General features: G+C 59.2%; 20 protein-coding genes, 1 tRNA gene and 1 pseudogene. 9 read left to right on the top strand and 13 right to left on the bottom strand.

What is annotated here, in order from left to right:
* Window positions 1-88: 88 nt before the first annotated feature.
* The 4 genes from GHO41_RS14205 to GHO41_RS14220 all read right to left on the bottom strand — a co-directional run bounded on the left by GHO41_RS14205 (window position 89) and on the right by GHO41_RS14220 (window position 4502).
* The gene (locus tag GHO41_RS14205) at window positions 89-967 is read right to left on the bottom strand and encodes a sulfurtransferase (protein ID WP_153390957.1); all 879 of its coding nucleotides are present in this window, start codon (window positions 965-967) and stop codon (window positions 89-91) included.
* Entirely contained in the window at window positions 964-2130 is a 1167-nt protein-coding gene (locus GHO41_RS14210; protein ID WP_153390958.1) for a phosphotransferase enzyme family protein, read from the bottom strand. Before GHO41_RS14210 ends, GHO41_RS14205 begins: the two co-directional genes overlap by 4 nt.
* Window positions 2130-3047, bottom strand: coding sequence for an ABC transporter substrate-binding protein (locus GHO41_RS14215; protein ID WP_153390959.1), 918 nt, complete (start codon window positions 3045-3047; stop codon window positions 2130-2132). Before GHO41_RS14215 ends, GHO41_RS14210 begins: the two co-directional genes overlap by 1 nt.
* 540 nt (window positions 3048-3587) lie before the next feature.
* Window positions 3588-4502, bottom strand: coding sequence for a LysR family transcriptional regulator (locus GHO41_RS14220; protein WP_153433906.1), 915 nt, complete (start codon window positions 4500-4502; stop codon window positions 3588-3590).
* Window positions 4503-4621: 119 nt separating this feature from the next.
* Here GHO41_RS14220 and GHO41_RS14225 point away from each other — a divergent pair, with 119 nt between their 5' ends.
* A complete protein-coding gene (locus GHO41_RS14225; protein ID WP_153433907.1) occupies window positions 4622-6043 on the top strand; it encodes an MFS transporter in 1422 nt (473 codons plus the stop codon).
* Between the two features lie 5 nt (window positions 6044-6048).
* Here GHO41_RS14225 and GHO41_RS14230 read toward each other — a convergent pair whose 3' ends face one another.
* A complete protein-coding gene (locus tag GHO41_RS14230) occupies window positions 6049-6924 on the bottom strand; it encodes a LysR substrate-binding domain-containing protein (RefSeq protein ID WP_153390962.1) in 876 nt (291 codons plus the stop codon).
* Window positions 6925-7027: 103 nt separating this feature from the next.
* Here GHO41_RS14230 and GHO41_RS14235 point away from each other — a divergent pair, with 103 nt between their 5' ends.
* Window positions 7028-8221 (top strand): MFS transporter, encoded by a 1194-nt coding sequence (locus GHO41_RS14235; protein ID WP_153433908.1) that lies wholly within the window; start codon window positions 7028-7030, stop codon window positions 8219-8221.
* Here the strand turns inward: GHO41_RS14235 and GHO41_RS14240 are convergent.
* Window positions 8198-9469, bottom strand: a complete 1272-nt coding sequence (locus GHO41_RS14240) for a cell wall metabolism sensor histidine kinase WalK (protein ID WP_153433917.1) — start codon at window positions 9467-9469, stop codon at window positions 8198-8200. The two genes, GHO41_RS14235 and GHO41_RS14240, sit on opposite strands and share 24 nt — an antisense overlap.
* A 77-nt stretch (window positions 9470-9546) precedes the next feature.
* Window positions 9547-10257, bottom strand: coding sequence for a response regulator (locus GHO41_RS14245; protein ID WP_048369177.1), 711 nt, complete (start codon window positions 10255-10257; stop codon window positions 9547-9549).
* 145 nt (window positions 10258-10402) lie between these two features.
* Here GHO41_RS14245 and GHO41_RS14250 point away from each other — a divergent pair, with 145 nt between their 5' ends.
* On the top strand, window positions 10403-10663 hold the full coding sequence (locus GHO41_RS14250; protein ID WP_048369178.1) for a hypothetical protein: 261 nt from the start codon (window positions 10403-10405) through the stop codon (window positions 10661-10663).
* Here GHO41_RS14250 and GHO41_RS14255 read toward each other — a convergent pair.
* The 4 genes from GHO41_RS14255 to GHO41_RS14270 all read right to left on the bottom strand — a co-directional run bounded on the left by GHO41_RS14255 (window position 10660) and on the right by GHO41_RS14270 (window position 17049).
* Complete coding sequence (locus GHO41_RS14255) at window positions 10660-12237, bottom strand: type VI immunity family protein (RefSeq protein ID WP_178110082.1); 1578 nt, start codon at window positions 12235-12237, stop codon at window positions 10660-10662. The two genes, GHO41_RS14250 and GHO41_RS14255, sit on opposite strands and share 4 nt — an antisense overlap.
* Before the next feature lie 2 nt (window positions 12238-12239).
* A complete protein-coding gene (locus GHO41_RS14260) occupies window positions 12240-13118 on the bottom strand; it encodes a VRR-NUC domain-containing protein (protein ID WP_153390964.1) in 879 nt (292 codons plus the stop codon).
* A complete protein-coding gene (locus GHO41_RS14265) occupies window positions 13118-15484 on the bottom strand; it encodes a type VI secretion system Vgr family protein (RefSeq protein ID WP_153433909.1) in 2367 nt (788 codons plus the stop codon). The genes GHO41_RS14260 and GHO41_RS14265 overlap by 1 nt, the downstream gene beginning before the upstream one ends.
* A gap of 647 nt (window positions 15485-16131) precedes the next feature.
* The gene (locus GHO41_RS14270) at window positions 16132-17049 is read right to left on the bottom strand and encodes a LysR substrate-binding domain-containing protein (protein ID WP_178110083.1); all 918 of its coding nucleotides are present in this window, start codon (window positions 17047-17049) and stop codon (window positions 16132-16134) included.
* A gap of 129 nt (window positions 17050-17178) precedes the next feature.
* Between GHO41_RS14270 and GHO41_RS14275 the strand changes: the two genes are divergently transcribed.
* The 6 genes and pseudogenes from GHO41_RS14275 (at window position 17179) to GHO41_RS14295 (ending at window position 21937) form a co-directional block, all read left to right on the top strand.
* Window positions 17179-18063, top strand: a complete 885-nt coding sequence (locus GHO41_RS14275; protein ID WP_153326435.1) for a sugar phosphate isomerase/epimerase — start codon at window positions 17179-17181, stop codon at window positions 18061-18063.
* 3 nt (window positions 18064-18066) lie between these two features.
* Window positions 18067-18264 carry an SDR family NAD(P)-dependent oxidoreductase gene (locus tag GHO41_RS30375; RefSeq protein WP_256678765.1) on the top strand — a complete coding sequence of 66 codons (198 nt, stop codon included), beginning with the start codon at window positions 18067-18069 and terminating at the stop codon, window positions 18262-18264.
* Entirely contained in the window at window positions 18264-18863 is a 600-nt protein-coding gene (locus GHO41_RS14280) for an SDR family NAD(P)-dependent oxidoreductase (RefSeq protein ID WP_371928925.1), read from the top strand. The genes GHO41_RS30375 and GHO41_RS14280 overlap by 1 nt, the downstream gene beginning before the upstream one ends.
* Window positions 18864-18905: 42 nt before the next feature.
* Window positions 18906-20213 carry an MFS transporter gene (locus tag GHO41_RS14285; protein WP_256678767.1) on the top strand — a complete coding sequence of 436 codons (1308 nt, stop codon included), beginning with the start codon at window positions 18906-18908 and terminating at the stop codon, window positions 20211-20213.
* A gap of 90 nt (window positions 20214-20303) precedes the next feature.
* Window positions 20304-20591, top strand: a complete 288-nt coding sequence (locus GHO41_RS14290) for a YciI family protein (RefSeq protein ID WP_153326439.1) — start codon at window positions 20304-20306, stop codon at window positions 20589-20591.
* Window positions 20592-20740: 149 nt separating this feature from the next.
* Window positions 20741-21937, top strand: a pseudogene (locus GHO41_RS14295) (OprD family porin).
* A 121-nt stretch (window positions 21938-22058) separates the two neighbouring features.
* On the opposite strand, the gene GHO41_RS14300 reads toward GHO41_RS14295, so the two are convergent.
* Both GHO41_RS14300 and GHO41_RS14305 read right to left on the bottom strand, forming a co-directional pair.
* A tRNA-Asn gene (locus GHO41_RS14300) sits at window positions 22059-22134 on the bottom strand.
* Between the two features lie 66 nt (window positions 22135-22200).
* Window positions 22201-23397 carry an amino acid aminotransferase gene (locus GHO41_RS14305; RefSeq protein WP_153433910.1) on the bottom strand — a complete coding sequence of 399 codons (1197 nt, stop codon included), beginning with the start codon at window positions 23395-23397 and terminating at the stop codon, window positions 22201-22203.
* Between the last annotated feature and the right edge of the window lie 74 nt (window positions 23398-23471).

Below are 23471 nucleotides of genomic sequence, written 5' to 3' on the forward strand. Positions count from 1 at the left end.
TGCCAGGCACGGTGCCGCAAACGCGCCAGAACTGCAAAGCCCCGGTACTACTTGGATTGATTGGCCAGTGCCCGAAGGCCCGTGGACGTCAGGCCGGAGCTGCTCCGGTGGTCATTGGCAAGCGCGGGTCGGCGGCCCATTCCTGGAGGGAACCGTCGTAGATATAGACGTCACAGCGACCGACTAATGTAAGGGCCAGCGCCTGCGCGGCAGCAGAAATACCGCCCCCGCAGTACACCACCACGGGTGCCGCGGCCTGCAACAGCGGCGCCAGCACCTCACGCAAAGCATGGGGTTCGAGGTAGCGACCGTGGTCATCGAACACACTGCGGGCTGGCACATTGAGGCTGCCCGGAATATGCCCGCGACGTGCATAACGGGTCACGGCGCTGCCCTCGAACAAACCGGCAGACAAGGCACAGACCAGGGTCGCGGAGCGCTCCCCGGCGAGTACGGCCTCAACGCCTGCACGGTCGATCCAAAAACCTTCGACAAAGGCTGGCAGCCACTGGCTTGGCTGCGACGCCTGCGCCCCGCTCTGCTCGGGCAAACCAGCGCGCTGCCAGGCCCTGAAACCGCCGTCCAGCACTTGGCTGTACAGGCCGACACTGCGCAGCATCCACCACAGCCGCGCCGCCCAAAATCCGTCATTGCGGTCGTAGATCACCACCCGTCGTTGCGGGCTGATGCCCAGTTGCGTCAAACCGTCCGCCAACTGCGCAATGCCCGGCAAAGCAAAACTGAAGGACGCTTGCTGATCTGCCAGAGCGCCGTACAGGTCGGCATGCAACGCTCCCGGAATGTGCGCTTGCAGCCAGCCATCGCGACCGCTGCGCACTTGATAGTCGCCATCAAAACGCGGTGCAGGCAGTTCAACCGTGGCATCGATGATCAACAGATCCGGGTCGTTCAACGCCGCGTGCAGGGCCTGCGGGCTGATCAACGGGCTGTTCGCGACGTCGCTCATGGTTGCTCACCCTCTTTGGCGCGGGCGGCCAAATCGTGCAGATGAGCCAGCAGGCGTTGACCTTCTGCGCCGTTAAACCAGCGCGTATGGCCGATCAAGTAGGCCTCGTAGGCCACCGTGGCATTGGCCTCGGAACCGACGATGCCCTGGTAATAGGCGACTTCTGACAACGCAAAATCGGTGTGCACCAACGGCAGCAAGGCCGCCAGGGTCAGCAAGTCCTGGGCCGACAAAGGCCGCACGCTGTGGTAGCCCTGCAAAATCGCGTCGACCGACTCCAGCGAGGCGGCAGCGCTGCCGCCGATGTCCAGGTCCAGCCAGGGAATGCTGTTGCGCTCCACAGCCGTGGCCAGATCGAACAAGGCAAAGGTCTGATCGGCCAAACCAAAATCCAGCACGCTGCTGACCTGGCTGTCTGGCTGCGTGGTGTCCCAGAGCAAATTGGAGGCATGCCAGTCGTTGTGGGTCCACAAGGGCTGTTGCGTGGCGAGCAACGGATACAACTGCTGATGAAAAGGCAGATGCAGGCTTTGCAGGTCAGCACGCCAATCGCGCTGGCTCAAGTACGCCGCCAGTGCCGGATCATTCACGCAGGCCGCTTCAATGGCGGCAATCGGATCGGGCTGGCTGAACAGACGGAAGTTGGCCAACAGCACCGGCGCCTGACGCGGCGGCGCAGTAAACCCGCTGGCAGCGTCATGCAAACGGGCCAGGCTCTGCCCGGCTGCCCAGGCATGTTGATACGCCTGAAACGGCGTCCACGACAGCGCCTCACGGTAGAGGTCATGCCCGACGGCGATCTGGTGCACTTCATACGTCCACTCGCCAAGGGCAATGGCCGTGTCGCCCTCAGCACTGCTCAGCACCTGGGCCACCGGCGCGCCGTTGCCACGCAGATGGGCCATAAAGCGATGCTCTTCGCGCAACCACTCCGGCTCACGCACCGAGCGATGATGACGTTTGACAAACAGCGGCTGCTCACTGGTGGTGATCAGGCAGGCGGCCGAGAAAGGACGCGGGCTGTGCCAGCTGACTTCACGCAGGCTGCCGACCGCCGGGTAGTGACTGAGCAGTTGCTCAATCGCCGCATCGTCAATCGCTGGCCAGTCGGCTTGTACCGGCTCCCGTCCCACACCATGAGCACTGCTGCGCGCGTCTGCCATCAGAGCGTCTCCGGCAGATAGGCATTGGTGGTTGCACCACGCCAGGCGTGTGCGTCGTTCAGCACCTGATGCTCATGCAGCCACTGGGCATAAGGTTGCAGCAGGCTTTCACGCTGCTCACCCCAACGGCCCTGGTGCAGCCAGGTCGGGGCGATGTGCTGCAAAGACTGCGCGAGCAGTTCACGGGGGAAATACGGCGTGGCGAGTTCATAAGCTTGTAAGGCGCTCAGGGGGTCTTGCGCGGCGGCCAGATAACCGCGAGCGGTGACGGCGAGGAAGGCGCGGGTCAATTCAGGGTCAGCGGCCAGGGTGTCTTCGTGGGCGCCGAGCAAATAGCTGTGATACGCCGGGGCACCGATGTCATCCACCGGCCACACCACGCGACGCTCTTCGGCAACCGGGCTGGCCATCAACGCTTCCCAGGCCCAGTAACCGCCAAAACTGGCATCAGCGGCACCGGCGGCCAACTCTTCGGGGCGCAGTTCGCGCACGCCGCTGTCGACGATGATGACCGCATCCGGATCGCCGCCATCGGCTGCCACCAGGTGACGCACCATGGCCAGACCGCGTGGGGTCGGGTTCAACGCAAGGCGGCGCCCGGCCAGATCACGGGGCCGCGTAATGCCCGAGTCGGTGAGGGTTTGAATCGACTCCAGGCCGCGATGGTTGATCGCCGCAATGCCGCGCAGTGGCTGGCCCAAGGCGCGACGCACCAATAAGCGGTTGCTGGGGAACAAACCGAAGTGCACAACTTTGCCGAGCAAGTGATCCAGCGTGTCACCACGCCATGGGTCATGCACCACCAGTTCGACGTCCAGACCGGCGTCGCTGTACCAGCCCTTTTCACGGGCCAGATAAAGCCCTGCCGAGTTCGGCCAGGGGTGGAAATATTCGAGCATTACGCGTACGCCAATCATTACCGCGCTCCTGCCCTGCCACTCAACGGTGAAGGGCGCTGTTTTTTGAGTAGGCGATTTATAAAGGTGAAATCTGGTCTATACCAATATCGTTTTTTGCTATGGATATAGCTGTTTTGGTTTTGCTGGTGCCATGTACCCCGGTGCGTAGTAGGGGCCGCCCCGTCTACGACGCCGTGCTGTCGCGCAGCAAACAGGACACTGTAGTCGCTGACGAGGTACGAAGGCTGCGATCGGCTGCGTGCAGCCGTAAAACCATCCACCTCCGGATTCTTGGGTACATATCCATTGCTGCGGCAACGGCTACTTAGGGTTCCGCCCTTACGGCGCGTCACTTTGAAAGCGCAAAGTAACCAAACGCTTTTTGCCCCAACCCCTCGGTGCCTCGCTGAGGCTCGGCATGCCCTCACCACAGGCCTTGCTCCGTGGGCCCGCCGCGATCGGCCATCCCTGGCCGTGTCGCGGCTAGCGTGGTTTAACGGGGCCTCTTAGATCAAGATCAAAAGATCGCGAGGCAAGCTCGCTCCTACGGGGGTTAGTTTATAAAGATGCTCGACCCGGCAGCGGTGACTCGCGCAGCAGGTCTATAACGATGCGCACCCGGGCGGTCATCGCCGGGGACGCTGGCCATACCGCATGAATCGGCAAACCCGGTGCCTGATACGCTTGCAACAACGCCACCAAGGCGCCCGTCTTGATCTGTGCATCGACCAACCAACCGGGCAACTGTGCCACTCCGTGGCCGTCGAGAGCCGCAGCTGCAACGGCTTCCATGTCCCCCAGACGCAATCGCGCAGGTAGTTGCAACAGGCTCGTGCGGCCCTGCAAGCCGCTAAAATGCCAGCCCTCGACACGCCCGTTGCGCAGCGTTCCAATGCAGGCATGGCTGGCCAGGTCTGCGGGAGAATGCGGCTGACCATGCGCCTGCAAATAGGCCGGTGACGCACATACCACCAGGCTTTGGCTGCCTATATGTCTGGCCGCCAAGGTGGTGCTGTCTTCCAGCGTGCCAATGCGAACCGCCAGGTCGTAACCCTCTTCGGCAAAGTCCACCGCGCGGCTGGAGAAGACCATTTCAAGTTCAAGTGCCGGGTACTGCGCTGCCAATTTCAAGAGCAACGGCGCAATCCAGTAGCGCCCCAGCAAGACCGGAACAGCCACGCGCAATCGCCCGGAAGGCACGCGACGACGCTCACTTAAAGAGGACTGCGCGCGCTGTAATTCCTCCAGCGCCAGCACGCAGCTGTCATAGAACGCCAGCCCTTCATCCGTCAGCGACAGGCTGCGGGTGGTGCGGTGCAGCAATCGCGCGTCCAGCCGTTGTTCAAGCCGCGAGACCGCTTTGCCAATACCCGAAGGTGTCTGCCCCAATTGGCGGGCAGCGCCACTGAAACTGCCGGTTTGCACAGCCGCGACGAACGCTTGAATACCGGTCAATCCTTCTACTGAAACCATGGCTGAGGCCTTTTCTATTTGAGACTTCTAGTCCTGAGAGCTTGGTATTTATAGCTGAACTGCGGATTAAACCTCACAGATAAAATACGCAAACTTCTTTTGCACGAGTCTTGTCTGCCATGTCTTCTGCTATCAAAACCCACAGCCGCTGGCTAGCGTTGGGGGGCATTTCCATTGCCAGCTTTCTGGGATGTATCGACTTCACCATCGTCAACACCGCGATACCGGCGATTCAAACCGAGTTGAATGCGAGCATCGATCAAAGCCAATGGGTGGTGACGATGTTTGTCATGGCGCTCTGTTCATTCATGGTCGCAGCCGGACGGCTGGCGGACGTGTATGGCCGCCGTGGCGCGCTGTATACCGGCATGCTGGTATATGCCCTGGCGTCATTGGGTGCTGGCTTGTCGACTTCAATCGGCATGCTGATTGCCTGGCGCTTTGTGCAAGGGCTGGCCTGCGCCGTGCTCTACACCACCTCGGCCAACCTGGTGGCCGATGCGTTCGCGCCCCGGCAGCGCGGCATGGCCTTGGGGCTTCTGTTTGCCGCCAATGGCCTGGGGCTGGCAGCGGGCCCGGTTGCCGGCGGGTTACTGGTGGCGGCATGGGGCTGGCGCTCGGTGTTTTTACTCAATGTGCCCTTGATCGTGCTCGCCTTTGCGCTGTGTCTGGGGCAGTTGCAAGCCTCACGCCCACCTGCAACGACGCAAAAGCTCGACATCCCCGGCTTGCTCCTGCTCATGCTGGGCATCCCCGGCCTGCTGCTGTTGATCAGCCATGCCGGTGAATGGGGTTGGGGGTCTGTTCAGACGCTGCTGCTGGCGGGGGGAACGGCGGTGCTGCTGGGCCTGTTTATTCGCATCGAGCTAAGGGCTGAACAACCGTTGGTAAACCTCGGGATTTTTACTAACCGGCGCTTTATAGCGGCCAGTATTGCGACGTTTTGCCTGGCGTTTTTTTACTGCGCGGCGTTTTTTCTCATGCCGTTGTATCTGGGTTTAATCCGCGGGCAGGACAGCGCGGGCATTGGCTGGATGCTCCTGCCGACTACCTTGGTGATGGCTGCAGTATCCCCGCTCGCCGGACGACTGGTTGATCGCTACACCACCACGCCAGTGTTGATTGCGGGGCTGCTGTTTCTGGCGCTGTCGGCACTGATTCAGTCGCGTTTTACCCTGAACAGTGACCTGTCCACGGTGTTGCTGGCATTTGCCTGTATGGGCATCGGTTGGGGATGCATGCTCGGCCCTTCGACCATGGCGGCCTTGTCTTCGGTGCCAGAACAACTGGGCGCAGTCGCGATGGGTACGTCATGGACCTTGCATAACCTGGGCGGCGCGCTCGGCGTGACGATTGCTACGGCGCTGTATACCTCGGTGACATCGTCCGCGGGCGTGTGGACACAGGTGGTTTTTTTATCGGGCTTTCAGGCCGCGATGGGCTTGCTGGTCGGTGTTTCACTAGCAGGAGGGCTGGCAGTACTGGCCTTGAGCCGTCGATCGGGCATGACTGCGCCAGCGCAGACGTGGTCTGGTAAGTAGAACACTCACTCCAGCTGCTGCTTGATCGCCTGCAAAACGATGCGTGACAAGCGCTCGACAGCCACGGATCTTTCCGCCTGCTGATAGCGCAAGGTCAAGGCGATGCTCGGCAGTTCTGGCAGTCCGAGGTGCTGCTCATCGAGCACGCAGGTGCCGGCCTGCATGCCCAGGCGGGTTCTGATGGTGTAGCCCAGACCTGCCTGGGTGGCGGCTGCCAGGCCGGGCAAGCTGGAGCTGGTGAACGCCACGCGCCAGTCGATGCCTTGACGGCTCAATGCCTCGGTGCCCGCCGTGTGAAACGGGCAAGGGGTGTCAAACATGATCAGCGGCAGGGGCTCCGCTGCATTGGCTTTCCAGGCGAGTGACTGCTGTTCGGAGCCGATCCAGCGCATGGGCAAACGGGCGATGGTTTCACTGCGCCGGGCGCCCTCGCCCCACACCACTGCCATGTCCAGCGCACCGGACTCCAGGCGGTTGAGCAAATCGGCATTGCGGGCAATTTGCGCCTCGACCCGGACCTGCGGATGGGCACGGGTAAATTGCCCCAACACCGAGGGCAGAAAACCGCTCAAATCTTCTTGCAGGCCGAACCGCACCCAACCTTGCAAGGACGCCTCTGAAACCGCAAACAGCGCTTCGTCATTCAGGCTCAGCAAGCGCCGCGCATAGTCCAGCAATTGCTCGCCCGCCTGAGTCAACTCAAGCCCCCTGCCCGCCTTGCGCAGCAACGGCGCACCCACTTGGGCCTCGAGCTTTTTCATCTGAGCGCTGATGGCCGATGTCGAGCGCGCCAGCTTGTCCGCCGCTGCCGCAAAGCTGCCGGACTCAACCCCGCAGACGAAGCTGCGCAACACATCAAGGTCGAAACTTACTGGTCGCATAATCATCCTGTTTTTCGGGATCATTTTAAAAATTAATTGATTTTGCGCACGATCATGGCATGGGACGCTGGCCGCTCACAAGTCACCCAACGGGAGAGCGTCAATGCCACTCAATCAACAACATCGCTGGAAAGTACTGGCTGCGGGAGTTGGCGCGAACGTCAGTTTTTCCTGCGTGGTCGGCGGTGTACCGGCCACGGCGGTGTATCTGCGCAGCAGCTATCAGTTGTCGAACAGTGAATTGGGGCTAGCACTGGGTATTCTCGGGCTCGGCATTGCCGTGAGTGAAATCCCCTGGGGTTTGCTGACCGATCGTTGGGGCGACCGGCCTGTGCTGCTGACAGGCTTGTTGAGCGCTGCACTGTCTTTACTCTTGCTCGCGGCTTTTGCCGGGCATGCCCCCACCGCGCTGGGATTGTGTCTTGGGCTGTTCGCTACCGGCGTGCTGGGCAGCAGCGTCAACGGCGCCAGTGGCCGGGCGATCATGCTGTGGTTTCAGGAGCGCGAACGCGGGCTGGCCATGAGCATTCGGCAAACCGCCGTACCCACTGGCTATGCATTGGGCGCAATCGTTTTGCCCTCGCTCGCCCACACCTATAGGTTCAGCGCGGTGTTTGCTGCTGCCGCGGCGTTGTGCCTGCTGTGCAGTGGCCTGGTCTGGCGCTGGATTCATGAACCAGAAATCGCCCAGGCCAAGCCTGCACTCAAGCGTGTCAGCCCGCTGCGTGATCTGAACGTATGGCGCGCCGTGCTCGCCATCAGCCTGCTCTGCGCACCGCAATTCACCCTGGTGACCTATGCCGTGGTGTTCTTCCACGATGGCGTCGGCCTGAGCGTGGCGACGGCTTCGTTGGCGCTGGCGGTGATCCAGGCGGGGGCCATTGTCGGCCGTTTGTGGAGCGGCCACTGGACCGATCAACGCAATAACCGCCCGACCTTTCTAAAAGCCTGCGCCTTGTTCAGCGCAGCAGCGTTCCTGGGGCTGAGCATCGCCAGCGGCGTACTGCCAATGCCTTCCGCATTGGCCAGCGTTGTGCTGCCATTCGTGCTGATCGTTGCCGGTACGCTGGTGTCGATCTGGCACGGTGTGGCCTACGCCGAACTGGCCACCCTTGCCGGGGCCCAACGCTCAGGCACGGCCATCGCCATGGGCAACAGCGGCGCCTTCCTCGGTTTGTTCCTCGCGCCCCTCGTTGCGTCTACCGCCGTGAGCCAGTGGGGATGGGGAGCGCTCTGGGCACTCTGCGCAGTGTGCGCGCTGGTGGCGGCCTTGTTATTTACCGTGCAAAACCGGTAGCACCACCTTCACTTCGAGCCCGCCGTCAGGGCGATTGCAGAGGGTTAGCGTGCCGCCCTGCCCCAGCACAATCGCTCTGGCGGCTGACAAGCCCAAGCCCACGCCGCCGGTGTTTTTATTGCGCGACCCTTCAAGGCGAAAGAACGGTGCGAACACCTGTTCCTGGCTCTCCGGTGCAATCCCCGGGCCTCGGTCAAGTACCAGCAAGGTCACCTGCTGGTCATCTGCGCTCAGCTCAATCGTCGGCTCTTGAGCGTATTTGACGGCGTTGTCCAGCAGGTTGCCCACCACCCGCTTGATGCCCATGGGCCGACCAAAAAAGACCAGATGCTGCGGGCTGCTGATTGCGATGTCGATGGACTGATCGCGGTAGTCGTCCGTCAGGGTCCGCAGCAGTTCTGCCAGATCAAATGAAGTCGCCTGCTCAAGGCGGGCGTCGTCGCGGAAGAACTCCAGGCTGGCATTGATCATGGCCTGCATCTCGTCGACGTCGCGAAACAGCCGCTGCTGTTGCTCGGGGTCTTCAATGAACTCGCCGCGCAGACGCATGCGCGTCAGCGGCGTGCGCAAGTCATGGGAAATAGCCGCCAGCATTTGCGTGCGGTCGTTGATGAAATGCTGCAATTGCCCCTGCATGGCATTGAACGCAACGATTACCTGGCGGATTTCTATGGGCCCGACCGGCTCAATCGGCGGAGCAGCGAAGTCTGCGCCGAAACGCCGGGCCCCTTCGGCAAAATGGCGCAACGGTTTGGCCAGATGACGCGTCGCAATCAGCGCGACCAGCACGGTAGAGATCAGCACCAGGACGATCAGGATCAAGTTGCGCTGCCACTCCCCCAACCCCCAACTGCGCGCAGCAGCGCTGAACATCAACCAGGAGCCATCTGACAACTGCACGACCAAGGCGTAATAGCCGTGTCCCTGCGGCCAATCGTCAGGGTGATAAACCTCCAGTTGCTGGTCAGGTTTGTCCAACAGTTGCCTGCCCTCGGGGGTGACGGTTCGACGCAAATCATCATGGACCGCCGGCAAGTTCATTTCTTGATGCGTTGCGTGCCAACTGACGGTGGACTTGGTGTTACTCGCCGTGGCTGCCAGATGCGCACGCAACTCAGGGGGTGCGGCTTCGATCATATGGGTGGTTAACGCGGTACGTTCGAGCAAGCCTATTTCGCTCAAGGGCGGGTAAGCCCAAACACCGGCCAGTTGGGTAAACAGGGCATTGAAAGCCAGCGCAGTGAGCATGGCGGCAAGCGTGGTCAGGGCGATCCAGCGTGTGAGGGTGTCGTGCGAGCGCAGGCTCCAGCCTGAAAACCAGCGCTTCACTTGCGAACCACGCCGAGCGTGAACAGGTAACCGACGTTGCGTACCGTACGAATCATCTCTACCCCGTTGCTGTCGAACTCCAGCTTGCGCCGCAGGCGGCTGACCTGAACGTCGATGCTGCGATCAAACGCTTCATGGGCAGGGCCACGGGCCAGGTCCAGCAACACTTCACGGGTCAGAATGCGCTGCGGGTGCTCCAGAAAAACCAGCAGCAAATCAAACTCGCCGGCCGACAGCGGGATCATTACCTGCTGCGGAGAGCGTAACTCGCGGCGTGTGAGGTCCAGTTGCCAATTGGCAAACACAAGGATTGGCCGCGGCACTTCGCCGGTCACCGGCTGGCTGTCGGCCGCCCGGCGCAGCACCGCACGCACCCGGGCCAGAAGCTCACGGGCGTCAAAAGGTTTGCTCAGGTAATCGTCGGCCCCCATTTCCAGGCCAACCACCCGGTCACTCAACTCGCCCATGGCGGTCAGCATGATAACGGGCGTGGAATACTGCTGGCGCAGGCGTTGGCACAGGGCCAGACCGTTTTCTCCGGGCAGCATCAAGTCAAGAATGATCAAGTCGGGTGACTGGATCGCCACGGCCGCCCACAGCGCCGCGCCATCGATAGCGACCTGCACCGAATAGCCGTGCTGCTCAAAGAATTTTTTCAGTAGCGCAAGGACCTCAAGGTCATCGTCTACGATCAACAGACTGCTCACCGGCGCATCACTTAAGTTCTGTAAGAATTCATATCTAAAACTATTCAGCGCGCCCCGTCATATATTTCAACTTGGCAACAAAGCAGACATACACGCGCAAAACGCGGGTGCGAGCATCAGCCTCCCGCGATCGAGAAGGTGTGCCATGTCTGCTGATAATTCACCCATGCTGCTGGAGCAACGCCTGGTAAAAAGTGACACCGCCAGCCTGCAATGCAGTGAAACCAGCCTGTGCCTGTCGGATGATCGGGATGAAATCGTGCTCACTCGCTACATTGAGCATTACAGCCTCGATGACGTGCACTGGGTTGAGCGCACTCATCGGGTGCCGGTAAGCGCGCTGCTCAAATGGATGATGTCGCAGGGTGAAGCACTGACCGTAAGGCAGGGTCAGGACGGGGGCTAGCCCTCGTCTGGCGGCGGCTCCATTCCGTCCCACAACCAAGAGACACGTTCACCCTCAAGGGTCGGCATCACCACCCCATAGTTCATGTGCACCCGGATGCCCTCTTTGCGTTCAAAGATATACGCACCCGGATAAGGGCAAGGTTCTCCGCTGCAGGCGCGCATCCTGGTGACCGTCCAGCGCCACAGAACCGTGCGACCTTGATGGGTGGGCAGTTTTTCGTTCAGGAGGCGAATGCACGAGATGCACGAATCGGTTTCCAGCTCCCAGCGACCTTCACGAGGCGCCGGTTCCTGACTGTGAGCATGGCGGGCGGGTTCGGGGGCGGTTTGATCCGCATCAAGCTGCCATAGGGTCAGTTGCCCCGCGGATGCTGAATCAACGCTCGGCATGGTCTCGCCGGCCTTGAACGCGCGACGCGTATTGGTCTGACCCACCGCCAACCACCAACCGGCCTGAGTACAGGCCATGCCGGCAATGATCCGCTTGAGCTGTGGCATAAGCCCCTGCCCTGCCGCTTTGGCCGGTGGTGCGTTAAAGCGCTTTTGCGTTGATGGCCAGTCACTGTCTGCATCAAAACGGGCCAACCAGCGACGGCTGTCAGGGTCAGTGAAACGCTCGTTAGGGTCGCCTTCCCATTGGCCAAGCCCCAACAAACCCATTTCGTCATTACGGATTGGTTTGAGGAGTTTGTTCAAAAGCATGGGCAGTTCCGGCACGCCCAGCTCGACCGGATACAGCTCAGGCTGCTCACCCAGTTCAATCCACAGACCGCTATGCAATTCGGTGATGCTGATGCGCGGATGAGTCAGGTTTTCTTGTACCTGTTTGCGGGTCAGATCAAGTTTTTCACGCCAGGGGTCAGACAACAGGAAGCCCCAGGTGGGTGGACGAATGCCGTTTTCCAGATCGCTGTGCATGACAAAGTCGTAGTCGATATCCAGCCCATAGAAAGCAGGAGTCAATGATCGCTCCCAGGTTTCGATGGCCGAGCGCGTTCCGAACTGAAGCGGGTTGGCCATGGCGAAACCGCTGTAGACCTGATCAGCCTTCAGCAGGTCGATAGTCTTGAGCACAAAGCAGCGCCAGGCATCGCGGTTATCCAGCCACCACTGCCAGCGGTAATAGAACGTGATTGAAGAGTACGCCTGCATTTTGCCCTTGTAGGGATTAAACCAGTGGCGCCAGAAATATCCCGCTGTGGTGGGAGATGAGCGGTGGTTTTGCTCATCGGTAAAACAGAACAGAAAGGCCTCGGCCTCGTACGCCTCCATGGCCGCCTTACGCAAATCCGGTATCCGTGAAGAGCCATAAGGGTATGGCCGCTCTGAAACCGGGTGAGTCGCAATGGTGTATGGCTTGCCAAGCATTTGTTCAAAAGCCTCATGGACGTCCAGCATCAGCAGTGTGGCCTCAACGTGATTTCCGGGCTTGGGTGGGAAGTAGAAGCTGATGAATGGGCTGACGCTGTGTCGTGCATAGTCCGTTCCCCAGTCCGTATTGGGCCACTCCTTGAGCTCTGCAATAAACTCTTGGCGCTCTTCTTCATCAAACAATCCATGAGTAGTACTCACGCTTACCTCCTGTTTTTGTTGCCTTTGGCTACTGGTGTCTGCTTCCCCGTGGTTTCAAACCCTGTGCAATCTTCCGGCACCCGCAGCAAGGCCACTTTCTCCCTGCCCGTTTTTATCGGGTTGATGCCCACAGTTGGCGTCATCAGTTCGACATAGGTTTCCAGTTGATTTTTCTTGGCCCAATCCCCCGGAAACTTGATCTCTACCGCTGCGAACACGTTTTCGGTTTCAAAAGGTTCATGGCGGTATTCAACAATCACCAGATCAGGCGCCAATAAACCTTTAGGTCTCGGCCAAAAGGGCTGTATGTCGCTGCCAAAGCGTTTAGGCCGTGTGGCGGGCTCGCCGAGCAAGGCCTTCTTGCTGGTGCCGTTGTAGTTGGGTTCGGACTTGAGCGGGCTGCGCCACTCCAGGGCTTCGTCGACAGCCTCAAAAAACAGCGAGGCGGTGAACTGCTTGAGTGCTATCTCAATCGTCGTTTCCACTGTGTCACCGGCGATTTTCTTGCGAATGCGCCGGGGCACCTTGATCGGCATCTGCAGGGCCACGGTGCAAACCTGGCTGATAGCGGGTCGAAAAGGCACCTTGCGTTCAATGTATTCCTTGAACTCTATGTTCTCCTGCCCCCTGCGCGAGACCGTGCTATTGCCGCCACGGTCGACCACCGCAAACGTCGAACTTTTGGTGTCAATCTCCTGGGTCATGGCCTCGATGGTTGCTCTCAGGGTCTGCTTAATGTGCTCCCTGCGCTGCTCGATTTCGCGCACGAGCTGAACCAGCTCAACAGCAGATTTGCCATTTTCAATGGTTTGGTTTGCCCGGTAGGCACGATAAGCCCCGTCGACAATGCGACCAATAAGATGAATAAGAGGCGCTGGCATCAGTCGAGGTCCCCACCGTGCAGATCCACAAACTCATCCGCAAAAATGTCCTTCGGATCAATGCTCTCGGCCGGTTCATCAATGCCTTTCAGATACGGCTGCCAAGTCTCAGTAATTCTCTGGTCTTCACGCATGACAGCTTTGTGCGCCTGGACAGATGTGCTGGCATCGGTCACCGTCCAGTCCGTTCCGCCCGCCGGGCACGTCAGGCCCTCGGTCAACAGTACCGCGCCCTTAGTGATGCGGTACCGATACCCTGCAAAAGCACGTTGATCGTTCTTCAGTAACGTATAGCGCCCCAGGTAGGCGCCCGGCGGTGCGGGAAGCACTGGAGTGCTGTCCAGTGGATTACCCGTGCCGAGGGGTGTTGAGGCCACCGGCCCTTTAATGTGGATGGCAAGGCCATCAAGGGTAATGCCATTACTGTCGAGGGTAATGCTGCCGCCGGGCGCCCTCAGGACAATGCGCTGACCTGCTGCAACATCGAACACCGTGGTGTTCTGCTCAATCAATTGCCCTGCCGACAGACTGTACCGATGGCGAACGGCGTGGCTCGACGAGCCACCGATTTGGCTATCACAGTTTGCAGCCACCTTGACGCTGCGGTTATTGGCAATCTCCTCGGTATGATCCCCGCCAATGCTGCTTCGGTAATGACGCCCCAAGGTTTGAATGCGATCACGGCCTATTTTCAGCCTTTGGTCCTGACCAACCGCGACCCGCTCGTCATGCCCTACCCGTTCGGTCCGGTCACGACCAATCTCAAGGGTTTCATCCCGCGCCACCTGCTCCTTACGGTCATTGCCCACAAACGTCGTGTTGTCATGCTTGATGTGAACGTTCTTGTCCCGCTCGGCATGGATGTAAACCTCTTGCTGGCCCACCTCATCCTCAAAGCGCAGTTCGTTAAACCCCGTGCCTTTGTGGGTGCGGCTTTTGATGGTCATGCGGGTTTTGTGTTTGGGCAGTTCGTAGGGCGGTAGGTTGGCCTGGCGGTAGGCTCTGCCGGTGGCGATGGGTTGGTCGGGGTCGCCGTCGAGGTAGCTGATGATCAGTTCCTGGCCGATGCGCGGCACGGCCATGGCGCCCCATAAGGTGCCCGCCCAGCCTTGGGTGACGCGAATCCAGCAGGAGCTGTGGTCGTTTTCCTGGCTGTCGCGGTCCCACGGGAAGCTGACTTTGACCCGGCCCCATTCGTCGCAGTAGATCTCTTCGCCCGGCGGGCCGACCACGGTGGCGGTGTGCGGGCCGTCGATGCAGGGTTTGGGCTGCAACGGGGCTTTCCACTCGGCGTCCCAGCGGATGGCGCTGGCCTTTAAATGGTAGGTGGTGCTGTAGTCGCTACCGCCAGCTTCTTCTTGCAGGCTGCTGTGTTGTTTGCCGGTGTGCTCAAGGGCGATGCTGCGCCAGCGGTCGTTGAAATCGGGGCGCGGGTGTTCGCTCAGGTCGAAGGCCAGACCGGGTTGCAGGCGGGCGTCGTCGCCTTCGAGTTCGGCCATGCGCGCGTCGCTGCGCAAGGCGTGGAGGCGGGTCTTGGTAAAAGGTTTACCCGCCGCATCGCGTTTGTAGCGGCCGGGGTAGTCGTAGCGCTCGTAATCCTTGTGCTGGTTTTTCAGGGCCAGGCCGCCATCGGCGGTGTGTTGCTGGTTGTAGCGCGGATGGGTGAAGGTGTAATCGCGCTGCACCTGACGAGAAGTGCGCACCTGCTCGGTGTAACTAAAGCGATGCAGGGCAGGCTCTGCCGAATCGCCGCCGCCCATGGGCTGGTAAAGCACCGGGCAGTGTTTGTGGGTACCGATGGTGCCAAGGCCGCCGACGCGATCGGTGAGGATCAAGGTGTGGCCGTCAGTGCGGTGTTCGAAGGTATAGAGCAGGCCTTCTTCAGCGGCGAGACGGGCAATAAAGTCGAGATCGGTTTCACCCGCCTGCACGCAGTATTCGCGGGTCTGGTGATCGAAACAGATCTGTTTTTCGAGGTCGGTGATGCGTTGGCCCTTGAGCACCAGAGTGATGATCTCGGGCACGGTTTTGTACTGAAACATCCGCCAGTTGGAGCGCAGGCCCGCGCGGGCCAAGGTCGGCTCGATCACCGCGTGGTAGCGGGTACGGCGAAAACCGGTGTCGCCCTGACGGAACAGACTGACCAGACCATGGACATAGCGCACCGGCGTTTCGCCGCGCCACACCGTGAATAGCGCGCCCAAATCGAGGACACGATTAAAGTCCACCGCCGGATCGTGGCTGACAAGGTCCAGGGTTAATTTGAAGGGTTGCGACAAGCCTTCTTCGAGCTTGAACTCGACCACCTCAAAGGCATCGCCTTGCAGGGGCTCGAAGGTAAAACGCAGATCGCTTTGACGGGGCATGGGCGCTCCTGAGGCGGCAAGCACCCTGCCCCGGTTTTCACCGGTAGAAGGCAACTGGCACGGCGTGGATCTAGACCAAGGGGGGGGAGGATTTTGACGGGCGCTAGCCCTGCTCTTGCCTGCCAAGCACAGGCAAGTGAACAGGACGTAAGTTTGGAGTGGTGCCGGGGCATTGTTTCGACATTAGGGATGTCCTTTTTCCTATTCAGAATAGGGAACATTTAACCCTGTAAAGACCCAAACTGTACTGTAGGCCAGATAGCTTTATGGCGTGGGAATAGTCCTAGGAAAAGCCGCCCCGTCTACGACGTCGCGCTATCGCGCAGCACACAGGCCACCGTAGTCGCTGACGAGGTACGAAGGCTGCGATCGGCTGCGTGCAGCCGTAAAACCATCCACCTCGGTATTCTTGGGTGCATATCCATTGCTGCGGCAACGGCCACTTAGGATTCCGGCCTTACGCCATGGGCCCGCCGCGATCGGCCAGCGTGGCTTAACGGGGCCTCTTGGATCAAGATCAAAAGCCACATCAAGATCAACAGATCGCGAGGCAAGCTCGCTCCTACAGAGCCTTTAGAATCAATTACTTATTAGCGCCATCGAGAGGAACTTGTAAGACCTCAAGTTGCTCATTTGACACCGCGCACCTACTGTTCAGGCTGGTTTTTGTGCCATGTGCGAAGCAGTTCCAGAAATTGCTGAGCGGCGTCTGACAGAGGACGGTCCGTTGGGGTGGTCAGGCCAATAGGCGCTCTGAGCAACGGACTGGCAAAGGGTAGCGCACGCACAATGCCCAAACGCAAATCCAGATCAACGAGCCCGCGCTGAACAAACCACACACCGTCGTAATCATGCACATAGACCCGTGAGAAGGTTTCGCTCAACGTCTCCAGAATCTGCAACCCTTCCAGTGAGCTGTTGGAGAGCAAAAAATTGTCGACGCTAATGCGCACCAGAGTGCCTTGAGGAGAGGCCAGCAAGACGTATGGGCGCAGATCGTCCAGCACCACCCGTTCGCGCTGCGCGAGGGGGTGGTCCTTGCGCACCACCAGTACAAGGTCTTCCTCATAGAGCGCTTCGAAGGTAACCCCGAGCATGTCTCGTCCGATTAAACGGCCGACAATCAGGTCGATCTCCCCGGTCCGCAATTTTCCCACCAGATACTCATAAACCCCCGACAACACCTGCACTTTTATACCCGGGTAGCGTTGGCGCATTTGTTCAACCACGGGCGCCAGAATATAGCCAGCCGCCGTTGGCAGTGCCCCTACTCGCAGGACTTGCGGGGCGTCCGGGGTGGACTGCGCCTGGTCCATCGCCTGATTGAAACTGCTCAGTACTTGCACCGCATGTTTATGAAACGCCTCACCAGCCTGGGTCAGGTGCACACCCTTGCGCGTACGTACCAACAACTGCACGCCCAGTTCCTGTTCCAGCTCCTTGAGGCTCTTGGAAACTGCTGGCAGCGTGATATGCATCAGCCTCGAAGCGCTGACCAGACTCCCGCAACTGACCACAGTCGTAAAAGCGCGCAAATGACGCAGATTGATAGCGGACTGGCTCACCGACATTAACCTCTGATAGTTAACCCAAGGGTTAATTTAATACGCAATTTATATCAATTTAATCAACAAAAAGTTTCATCTAGGATGCGTTAAACCACATCCATACGCGGCAATGCGAGGACACATTCAATGAACATTCGGGAACCGCGACTAGGCGTATCGAGCGCGTCGTTGCCCACTCTGAGCCCCGAAGAACTGGCCGATGAAATGGTTCGTCTGGGGTATCAGGGAGTGGAATGGCGGATCGCCGATACCAGTCGATTGAATCCGGCTCAACCTTGGCATGCCAGCACCAACAATCGCTGCACAATTGCGCCCACCTCGGCAGCAGTGCAACGCATCCAGGACCACTGCCAGGCTCTGGGGCTGAACATCTTCGGGCTCAGTCCCTACCTGAAAATAGGTGATCTGGAACAAGGTCTGCGGCTGATCGACCTGGCCGCAATCGCCAGCCAGGCGCGTCTCAGAATATGGGCTCCAGGCTACACCCACGAGCGATACCCAGAGGCTTATGGACGGATGCGCCGGTTTCTTGATCAATTGCTTCCGCGCGCCGAAGCCCAGGGCGTGCAACTGGCGCTGGAGGTTCATCAGCGCACCATCTGCTCCAGCCCGTCACTGGCGATGCGCGTAGCGGAGCACTACCCGGCGCAACACCTGGGGATCATCTATGACATGGGCAATCTGGCCATCGAAGGCCGCGAAGACGTGCAAATGTCGCTGGACTTGATGGGCGCTCACCTGACGCACGTACAGGTCAAAAACGTTGCCTACAAACCGCAAGCTCCCGGTCAAGGCTGGTCGTGGGAGTGGTGCCCGCCGGATGCAGGCGTGTTGCCGTTGCAGACCATGCTCCAGACGCTGCGCGACAACGGTTTCAACGACTGGGTGTCCGTCGAGGACTTTTCTGACTCGCACACCGATCGACACAAATTGGCACGCAACCGGACGCTGATGCTGCAGTACTTGCAGCTCAGCGATAAACCCATCTTTTCTCACCCTCAAGAGGCCTGAACCATGACTGCTCTACCCTCCAACAGATCCGTAGCCGTGGTGACCGGCGCTGCGGGTGAACTCGGGCGGGCCATTTGCCAACGCCTTTACAAGGACGGCCTGCATATCGTCGCAGTGGATATCAACTTCAGCGCCATCGAAGCCTTGGCACAGTCCTTGAGTCTGTCCAGCGATCAACGCGTAGTGGCGATCAACGCGTAGTGGCGATCAAGGCCGACATGGGCGATGAGCGCTCGATTACAGCCATGGTCGATCAAGTAGCCGACATTTTCGGGCGCATCGATGTGGTGGTGAACAATGCGGCCATCAACCTTCGGGGTTCAATCTACGACTTCAATCCTGAACACTGGGACAAGATGATGGCCGTGAATTTGCGTGGCCCTGCACTGCTTTGCCAAAAGGTCGCGCCGCACTGGATCAAGCAGCAAAGCGGCCGAGTGATCAACATCGTCTCACGCTGCTGGGTTGCCGGTGGTCCGCCCGCCTACGTGGCTTGCAAGGCAGGGCTTGTGGGCCTGACGCGCTCCATGGCCCGCGAACTTGCACCCCATAACGTGACCGTCAATGCCATTGCCCCCGGTCTGCTGCCTTCTGCCTTCACCCTGGAGGGACGCAATCCGCAAGACTTCGACCATATGGCCGAAGGTGCCATCAATGTCACACCGCTCAAGCGCCTGACCCGGCCAGAAGACGTTGCTAACACCACGTCCTTTCTGGCCTCCACCGACTCTGCCTTCATCACGGCTGAAGTGATTCATGTGTGTGGCGGCAGCCAACTGGCCCCCTTCGGCACGCGTTAAACGCCTGTCGTCCAACCACCATAAAGACAAGAAAGGTTGCGTATGAACGTTAATCCGCCCAATGACCCGCGCATGGCCAGGAAAGCCGCCTTCGGCAGTTTTCTCGGCAGCGTGGTCGAATACTACGATTTCTTTATCTACGGCTCGGCAGCGGCTCTGGTATTCAACAAACTGTTTTTCCCTTCCGATGATCCGATGGCGGGGACCCTCGCGGCCCTGGCCACGTTCGGTGTCGGTTATATCGCCCGGCCAATTGGCGCAATGCTATTCGGGCACATGGGCGATCGTCTCGGCCGCAAACAGGTCTTGATGTTGACGCTGCTGTTGATGGGCCTGGCCACCTTCACCATCGGCCTGCTGCCCACCCACGCCAGCATTGGCGCCTGGGCCCCGGCCTTGCTGGTTCTTTGCCGGTTGTTGCAAGGGTTGTCTGCAGGAGGCGAACAGGTCGGTGCAAGCCTGCTGACCATGGAGCATGCCCCAGGCAAGAAGAAATCCTTCTATACCAGTTGGCTGATCAACGGTGCCTCCATGGGCTCCATTCTCGCCACCTCAGTCTTCATCCCGTTATCGATGCTGTCCGAAGAACAACTGCTTGCCTGGGGCTGGCGTATTCCGTTCCTGCTCAGCGCGGTGATGGTGGTGATTACCTGGCTGATCCGTCGCGGCGTTGATGAAAGCCCGGAATTCAAGACAAACAAGCCCAAAGACCGGCATCTGCCCATCGCCGAACTGTTTGGTAAGGAATCGCGGGCATTCATCACGGTGTTCTGCTGCGCCCTGATCGTTTCAGTGTCGTCGCTGGTGATGATCTTCGGGCTGTCCTGGGCCACTAACAATCAACACGTTGATCGTGCGTCCATGCTCATGGCAATTGCGGCAAGTCAGGTCGGTGCTCTGATCTGCCAGCCATTTTTCGGCTGGCTGGGCGACCAATGGGACAGGAAGCGCATCTTTGCCATCGGTTCGCTGGCCAGTTGCGCCGGAGTGTTTGTGTTTCTGTGGTCGATTACCACCGGCCAGATCTGGTTGATCGTTTTCACTACCGTGCTGCTCAAAGCGGTGTGCTACAGCGCACCCAACGCCTTGTGGCCATCCTTCTATGCCGAGATGTTCAGCATGCGGGTACGCTACACCGGCGTCGGTCTTGCCACTCAATTGAGCTTCATCGTCGCCGGATTCTCGCCCAGCCTCTGCTATGCACTGCTTGGCCACGATGGCAACTGGTTACCGGTGGCGTACTTCGTCGGCGGCCTGGCACTTATCGCAGCCATTGCCGCCATGACATCCCGCCCTGCGGCAGAGGTTATCAATAGCCGTCAGGCCAGCGCGAACCCCGTCGCGCACTGATCTCCCCTGAGCGTCACCCACTTCGCACATCACAAGGCGCTGGTTTCTCGCACAGCAACGGGAAAACTCGCGCCTTATTTAGGAGTAGCCATGCCATTTGCACTTATTGCTTTTGATCACGATGACGCCCTGGAACGGAGGATGGCCTGCCGTGAGCAGCATCTGCAACGTCTGCAAGCACTCGCCAAAGAAGGAAAGTTCCTCGGCGGCGGGGTCTTGCTGAACGAGCAAGGCAAGATGATTGGCTCCAATGTTCATCTGGGTTTCGACCAGCGTTCAGACTTGCAGAACTGGCTTGAAGACGAACCGTACATCGTCGGCCGGGTATGGGAGCGAATCGAGATCCTGGAAATCAAGCCGTTGACACTGCCCACCTGACTCATCAGACGCAAAGCGGTCTCTCCACTTACCTTAACAACCGGGTCAAGCAGCCTTCAGCGGCTGCGTGGCCTGCTTACGCCAAAAGAAAAATAATAATGAACACACTCTCTCGTCTCAGCTTGTGCATCACCGCTTCCAGCCTGTTCATGGGTACACAGACTCTGCATGCCGAAACTCAAGACGAGGCCAAAATTGGCCTGACGCTGCGCAACTTCTATATCGACCGCAACTTTGTTGGCGACTCGACCAACCAGAACAAAGCCAAGGAATGGACCCAAAGCTTCATCCTCGACGCCAAGTCCGGCTTCACCCAAGGCACAGTGGGTTTCGGCGCCGATGTGCTCGGCCTGTTCTCGGTCAAACTCGATGGCGGCAAAGGGACCAAAGGCACCCAGCTTTTGCCGATAGACAGCGATGGCCGCCCTGCCGATAACTTTGGCCGACTCGCTGTTGCCGGCAAGATGCGTATCTCGCAAACCGACTTGAAGGTCGGCGAGTGGATGCCGGTACTGCCGATTCTGCGCTCCGATGATGGCCGCTCCCTGCCCCAAACCTTTCAAGGCGCTCAGATCACCTCAAAAGAGATCAACGGCCTGACCCTCTATGGCGGGCAAATGCGCAGCAACAGCCCGCGCAACGATTCGAGCATGCAAGACATGTTCATGACCGGACGCGCCGCCTACACCAGCGACCGCTTCAATTTTGCCGGGGGCGAATACACCTTTAATGACAAGCGCACCCTTGTCGGCGTGTGGCATGCCCAGCTCAAAGACATATACCAACAGCAATATCTGCAGGTTCTGCACAGTCAGCCCATGGGTAACTGGACCTTGGGCGCCAACCTTGGCTACTTCACCGGCAAACAGGACGGCAGCGCCCTGGCCGGAGATCTCGACAACCGGACCTGGTCCGCCCTTCTGTCCGCGAAATACGCCAGTCACAGTTTCTACGTGGGCTTGCAACGAGTCAGCGGTGACGACGCCTGGATGCGGGTCAACGGCACCAGTGGCGGCACATTGGCCAACGACAGCTATAACTCCAGTTACGACAATGCCCGGGAAAAATCCTGGCAAGTGCGTCATGACTTCAACTTTGCAGGGGTGGGCGTGCCAGGCCTGACGTTAATGAACCGCTACATCAGCGGCGAAAATGCCCATGTGGGAACAGTCAGCGACGGCAAGGAATGGGGGCGGGAAAGCGAATTGGCGTACGTGGTGCAGTCCGGCAGCTTTAAAGCACTGAGCGTGCGGTAGCGCAACTCTACCCAACGGCGCAATTGGGGCACCAACACCAGCTTCAACGAAAACCGGCTGATTATTTCTTACCCGTTGTCGTTACTGTGACGTGAAACGTAATAGCCAGGACGATGGTCGCGACTCAAGAAAGCCATAAACGAAAAAACCCGCCTTTCGGCGGGTTTTTCGGACGATTCAGAACCGCTGAAAGCGGCTCTGAATCTTTATCTGGCTCCACGACCTGGACTCGAACCAGGGACCCAATGATTAACAGTCATTTGCTCTACCAACTGAGCTATCGCGGAATGAGGGCTATCTTACTGATATCTAAAAAGAAGTCAACGCTTTGGCTGACTTCTCTCCAAAAATTTTTAGATGACCTTCACAATGGCGTCGGTTACGCCTTCGATGTTGCGCTGGTTCAGGGTTGCAACGCAGATCCGGCCAGTGTCGAGCGCGTAGATACCGAACTCGGTGCGCAGGCGCCCTACTTGTTCAGCGGTCAGGCCGGAGTACGAGAACATGCCGCGCTGACGCGCAACAAAGCTGAAGTCGTGGCCTGGTGCTTTTTTCGCGAGCAGTTCAACCATCTGACGGCGCATGCCGCTGATGCGCTCGCGCATTTCAGCCAGCTCGGCTTCCCATTTGGCACGCAGGTCCGGGCTGTTGAGAACGGCCGCGACAATGCTTGCACCGTGAGTCGGCGGGTTGGAGTAGTTGGTGCGGATCACACGCTTGACCTGGGACAGAACGCGAGCGCTCTCGTCTTTGGTTTGGGTGACGATCGACAGTGCACCTACACGCTCGCCGTAGATCGAGAACGATTTGGAGAATGAGCTGGACACGAAGAAGCTCAGGCCCGAGTCAGCAAACAGGCGCACGGCAGCGGCGTCTTCGGCGATGCCATCGCCAAAGCCCTGGTAAGCCATGTCCAGGAACGGGATCAGGCCCTTGGCTTTAACAACTTCCAGTACGTTCTGCCAGTCAGCCGGGGTCAGGTCAACGCCGGTCGGGTTGTGGCAGCAGGCGTGCAGCACAACGATCGAGCCGGCAGGCAGGGCGTTAAGGTCTTCGAGCATACCAGCGCGGTTCACGTCATGGCTGGCGGCGTCGTAGTAACGGTAGTTCTGTACCGGGAAACCCGCGGCTTCGAACAGTGCGCGGTGGTTTTCCCAGCTTGGATCACTGATGGCGACCACAGCGTCTGGCTGCAGTTGCTTGAGGAAGTCAGCACCGATTTTCAGTGCGCCCGTACCACCAACCGATTGCGTGGTAATCACACGGCCAGCCGCCAACAGTGCCGAGTCAGCACCGAACAGCAGCTTCTGCACTGCCTGGTCGTAGGCTTGAATGCCATCGATCGGCAAGTAGCCGCGCGAAGCGTGCTCTGCTGCCCGGATCGTTTCGGCTTCGATAACGGCACGCAAGAGTGGAATTCGTCCCTCTTCGTTGCAGTAAACACCAACTCCCAAATTCACTTTGTCGGTACGAGTATCGGCATTGAATGCTTCGTTGAGGCCCAGGATAGGATCGCGTGGTGCCATTTCGACAGCGGAGAACAGGCTCATTATTACGGCGGCTCTGAATGGATGATGGAGGGGGTGACAACGCTCCAGCCGATTGCACTAGAGCGGTGCACAAA

The sequence above is a fragment of the Pseudomonas sp. FSL R10-0399 genome, assembly GCF_009600165.1.
GTDB classification, from domain to species: Bacteria; Pseudomonadota; Gammaproteobacteria; order Pseudomonadales; family Pseudomonadaceae; genus Aquipseudomonas; species Aquipseudomonas helleri.